Here is a 248-nt window from a genome sequence, read left to right as displayed (position 1 = left end):
TAACGTAGAAGGAAGAGACGCACGTAACGGATTCGATGCAGATCGTAGAGAAGACGACCGCCACAGAGAAGATCATCGTGATATAGACCGTCATGAAGCTAATCGCCAAGACGCAGATCGTCGATTTGAAGATACAGAAAGCAGACATGATGATCGTAACGTAGAAGGAAGAGACGCACGTAACGGATTCGATGCAGATCGTAGAGAAGACGACCGCCACAGAGAAGATCATCATGATGTAGACCGTC

The 248-nt window shown here is 47.6% G+C and carries 1 pseudogene; it reads left to right on the top strand.

Annotated elements, in window-relative coordinates:
• A pseudogene (locus ACZ267_RS12790) lies at nt 1-248 on the top strand (DUF4064 domain-containing protein); the annotation flags it as partial.

This window comes from Staphylococcus sp. AC872 (genome assembly GCF_979255425.1).
Note: the sequence above shows the minus strand (reverse complement) of the source record. Positions and strands in the feature narration are given on the sequence as shown.